The organism is Novipirellula sp. (genome assembly GCF_041583735.1).
In the GTDB taxonomy this organism is placed as follows: domain Bacteria; phylum Planctomycetota; class Planctomycetia; order Pirellulales; family Pirellulaceae; genus Novipirellula.
Genome location: NZ_JBFHFD010000710.1, coordinates 1 through 4,290, shown reverse-complemented (window position 1 = coordinate 4,290; position 4,290 = coordinate 1). Strand labels below are relative to the sequence as shown.

At 55.1% G+C, this 4,290-nt stretch carries 3 protein-coding genes and 1 pseudogene; all 4 read right to left on the bottom strand.

Annotated features, from left to right (window positions below; genetic code table 11):
- The coding region (locus ABX962_RS31435) for a sulfatase (protein ID WP_372725521.1) at positions 1-1,448 on the bottom strand (1,448 nt) is incomplete at its 3' end.
- A gap of 73 nt (positions 1,449-1,521) precedes the next feature.
- Complete coding sequence (locus ABX962_RS31430) at positions 1,522-2,412, bottom strand: ThuA domain-containing protein (RefSeq protein ID WP_372725519.1); 891 nt, start codon at positions 2,410-2,412, stop codon at positions 1,522-1,524.
- Positions 2,413-2,496: 84 nt separating this feature from the next.
- Positions 2,497-3,912 carry an arylsulfatase gene (locus ABX962_RS31425; RefSeq protein WP_372725517.1) on the bottom strand — a complete coding sequence of 472 codons (1,416 nt, stop codon included), beginning with the start codon at positions 3,910-3,912 and terminating at the stop codon, positions 2,497-2,499.
- Positions 3,913-4,082: 170 nt separating this feature from the next.
- A pseudogene (locus ABX962_RS31420) lies at positions 4,083-4,290 on the bottom strand (right-handed parallel beta-helix repeat-containing protein); the annotation flags it as partial.

The following is a 4,290-nucleotide window of genomic DNA, read 5'->3' as shown; positions in this document are numbered from 1 at the left end:
TGGTCGGCGGAAACGTTCGGATCGAGTCCGCGTTTACGCTGCGTGTTTTCATACCACTTTCGTTTTTCTGCAGTGATCGCATCGTGATAGGCTTGATCGCCTTCGCGGATCGCCCCTTGGTCGCCGCTCGTTTCAATCCACTGATTCAGCTGAGTTCGCATTCGCTTGAGTGTGGTTTGATATTCGGGATTCTCGGCGAGGTTGTGAAGTTCATCGGGATCCGCGGATAAGTCGTACAGTTCCTCGGCGGGTCGCGATTTTTGCATCATGCGTTCCGCTTCGGGGGCGAGTTTGCCTTCGGCGTGCAGCACTTCCAATAGCGTGACCACCGGATAGGAGAGCACCTTGTAGCTACTGGTTTGCGTATAAGGGCGGTCGGGGTGAAAGTTGCGGATGTACTTGTATCGTGTGTCTCGGATGGCGCGGATGCGGTCGGCAGCTTCACCACAGCGATCGCGAGCGGCAAACACAAACTCGCGTCCTTTGAAATCGGCAGCCAGAATATTGACGCCCTCGGTGCGAGCGTGCGGCGTGATGTTAGCAGCACGTAAACACGTCGGAGCCGCGTCAATCAAACTGACAAGCGCATCGCTGCTTGTGCCTGGATTGTCGATCATCGGTCCGGCAACGATCAATGGCGTATGGATCCCTTCGTCGTAAAGCCACTGTTTGCCCCAAACATGAGGCCGGCCGTGATCACCAAAGAGCATGATCAACGTGTTTTCACGCAATCCTTCGGCATCCAAACGTTCCAAGATCGCCGCGACATGCTTGTCACCCATTTCCACCGATGCCAAATAGTTCGCCATGTCGGCGCGGGTCACCGGATGATCGGGAACGTTGGGCGGCAACGTTAGTTTGTCGGCCCGCTCGGGATCGTCGTCTTGGACAAACGGGCGATGAGGCTCGTGGATTTGCACCTGAGCAAAAAACGGTTGCCCGTCGCGACGCTGCGACCAATCGTTACCGTGAAATAGGTCGTCGTCGGCGATGAAGTTGTAGTCTCGCTTGGCTTTGCCTTTGACACCCGGAGGCTTCAGATCACAGACAAAATAGCCTGCATCGCCAAACTGCTGCATCACCGTTTGCACGCCCTCAGGCAACGGCTTCATTTGCCGCGTGCGATGGTGGTGTGCGCCAATCGAGGTTTGGTACATCCCGGTGACCAACGCACTCCGCGACGACGAGCAGACTGGCGACGTCGAGTAACACTGCGTATAGCGAACGCCTTCGCGGCACAACCGATCCATCGCGGGCGTTGAAACGTGAGGCGTTCCAAAACAGCCAATCTCGGGCCCGAGATCATCCAAAACGATCCACAGAACGTTCGGACGCTGGTCCGCCATCGCACCCCCAGGCATCAAGGATGCGAGGGCAAACAGGCACGCGATCATGCAAAACAAGCGTCGTGGTGTCGGTGACATTGGTTGAGGATGCATTTCATTCATGGTGAGGATTGGTGTCTAAGACGAACCGCATGCACGCTTTGGGCCATGTCAGTAATGACCATCATCAGCCGTCCTACTTCGTCACCTCTGGATTGGCCTTGCCGTCCGGGTCCAAGTTGTCGGTGACCCACAAGATGCCTCGAACGACGACATCCATGTAACGAGCATCGGCGACGGTATCGTTTTGGTGACCAAGCGAGGTGCTGAAGATCTTCGTTTTCTGAGGACCATAGTGATTGGTCCACGCAATCACGGCGGTCGATTCCGTGGCCGTCGCGTCGGGATTCTGCTTCAGTTGCTTTTTGTTTGGCGGCATCATTTGTTTGCCTTCGATCAACGCACTCGCACCGGCAAACACACGGATGTTGTTGTACAGTTCTTCGTTGATCGTTGTCCAATTCTCGAACCCTTTCATGATCGGGTGTGTCGAATCGCTGCTGAGCACATCGATGGGCAATTTGGGACCGTGGCCTGTCGATTGCAGCCCAAGCATTTCGTACCAACCCGCGTTTTCGGCGCCGGGCTGTACGGGCGATTTGAAATCACCCCAACGGTAACTGTGCATCGCACAGTGCAGATTGACGGCCGGAGTGCCGTTGCGATGCGCAGTCAGGATGCGATCGACGTAAGGCCGCTCGATCACGTTGGCGGAACATTCATCGTGCACAATGACATCGTATCCCTTTGCCCAATCATCGGATTCGTAGATGTCAAAACGGGCGGTGGTGGTGGTGCTCTCACTCAGCTCGACGGTGACTTCGGCGTTCAGTCGTTCTTCGATGCCTTGCTTCAGCAACTTCGTTTGCGTCGCGTAGTCGTGGCAACAACCGCCGGCGACCAACAGCACCTTTAACGGCTCGGCTTTCTTGGCTGCCTCTTCCGCCGTTGCGATCGAGGGGCTTTGCAGCGACCCCAGCGTGAGGGTGGCGACTAGGGTCAGCAGGCGGATGGGAGAGATTTTCATCAAAGGTGTCTCGTAACACAAAGGGTGGGAAATTTCGGGAATGTCAGTGAAGCAGTAAAGCGAGCCACTTGGCCACGACTCAGTTTACTTGCGTTGGTATTGAAAGTTAAATCGCGGATTCGTCGACATGGTTCGCGCCTCAGAGATCAGCTTACTCAACTCGGCCGCCTGTTCGGGATGTTGGGCGGCGACATTGTTCTTTTCGCCGGGATCGACTGACAAATCATACAGTTCAATGGGCGATTTTGGGTCGAGATCGACATTGTAGCGAACCCCTTTCCATTTGCCCTTGCGAATGGCCACACGTCCCTTTTTCTCGAGAAATTCCCAGTAAAGGTAATCACGTTCTTGCTGTTGTTCCGGTTTTCCAAGCAGCGTGGGCAGGATCGAAACGCCATCGGTTTTGCCAGGCAGCGGTCGGTCGACCAAATCGGCCATCGTCGGCAAAAAATCCCAAAACGCCGAAATCTCGTCCGAGACACTTCCCGCTTCGATTTTGGTGGGCCAAGCGGCGATCATCGGTACCCGAATCCCCCCTTCGTAAAGATCGCGTTTCAGCCCGGTGAACGGGCCGTTGGAATCGAAGTAGTCGGGGTCATGGCCCCCTTCTTGATGAGGCCCATTGTCGGACGAGAAAATCACCAGGGTGTCCTCCGCAATCCCCAATCGATCCAGTTCCGCGGTGATCTCGCCAACATAGTCGTCCAGCACACTGACCATCGCGACAAATGCTGCATGCGGTTCGGGCTGCCCCAAGTAATAGTCGTCGGGATAGTTGGTCTCGGGCGGGAATTTGCCCCGGTACTTTTTCATGTACGATTCCGGCGCGACCATATCGGCATGTGGCTGGATGGCAGCGTAGTAACAGAAAAACGGTTGGTCTTTGTTGTCACGAATAAACTTCAATGCTTGATCATGGATCAAATCCGGTGCGTAATCATGTTTGTGTGACGCGACGTTACCCCAGAGCAATTGACGCTCATCGTCGTTCCACAAAAATGCGGGGTAGTAGCAGTGGGCAATTCGCTGACAATTGTATCCATAGAAACGGTCAAACCCCATCTTCAACGGTTCGCTGACGGAGCCGGGGGCTCCCAATCCCCATTTGCCAAAGAGGCCGGTTTTGTATCCAGCACCTTGCAGATGCTTTGCCACGGTGTAGGTGTCTGCGGGCATCGGTTCCTGGCCTTCGGGCGAAACTTCCGCATTGCCTCGCACTACCGTGTGGCCAGTGTGAAGTCCGGTCAACAGGGCACACCGTGACGGGGCACAAACGGTGCTGCCAGAATAGTGCTGGGTGAAACGCATCCCCCGCTGGGCCAATGCATCAATGTTGGGAGTCTCGAATTTGGTTTGCCCATAACAGCTGAGGTCGCCGTAACCAAGGTCGTCGGCAAGGATGTAAATCACATTGGGGGTGCGTGGTTCATCCGCTAAAACCGCGACGGCCACCAGGTTGGCAAGGCAGCACTGGAGTAGGCAAATGAGTAGCGATTTCATGGGATTCCTGAGAGAGAGATTCTTGGGGGTAGGAACTAGCGACCGCACGGCCGGCACGAGGCGAGAGCGAAACCTGCTCGCTGAAGTGACTGCACGCTGAAAAGATCTGCACGCTAATAGATTAATTAAAATCTTTCCTCGCTCGTTCCGTTTTCAGCAGTCCGGCGTCGCTATTTGCTCTCGGCTTGAAAGCCAGCATTGTCTTTGATTTCGACGTCGGTCGAGTCGGCGGACGGCGCGATCGTCAGGGTGTGGTCAAACCCGGTGGCGGTATTGTCGACGATTTCCACGTTATCGCAATAATGCAGATCGATCGACGGATACTCGGAATTGGCGGAGTAATTGCTACTGAATTCCAATGTGTTGCCAGCAATCGTC

Excerpts from the sequence above, each read along its gene's own strand:
- ABX962_RS31430 (WP_372725519.1), bottom strand. The coding sequence starts at position 2,412 with ATGAAAATCTCTCCCATCCGCCTGCTGACCCTAGTCGCCACCCTCACG.
- ABX962_RS31425 (WP_372725517.1), bottom strand. The coding sequence starts at position 3,912 with ATGAAATCGCTACTCATTTGCCTACTCCAGTGCTGCCTTGCCAACCTG.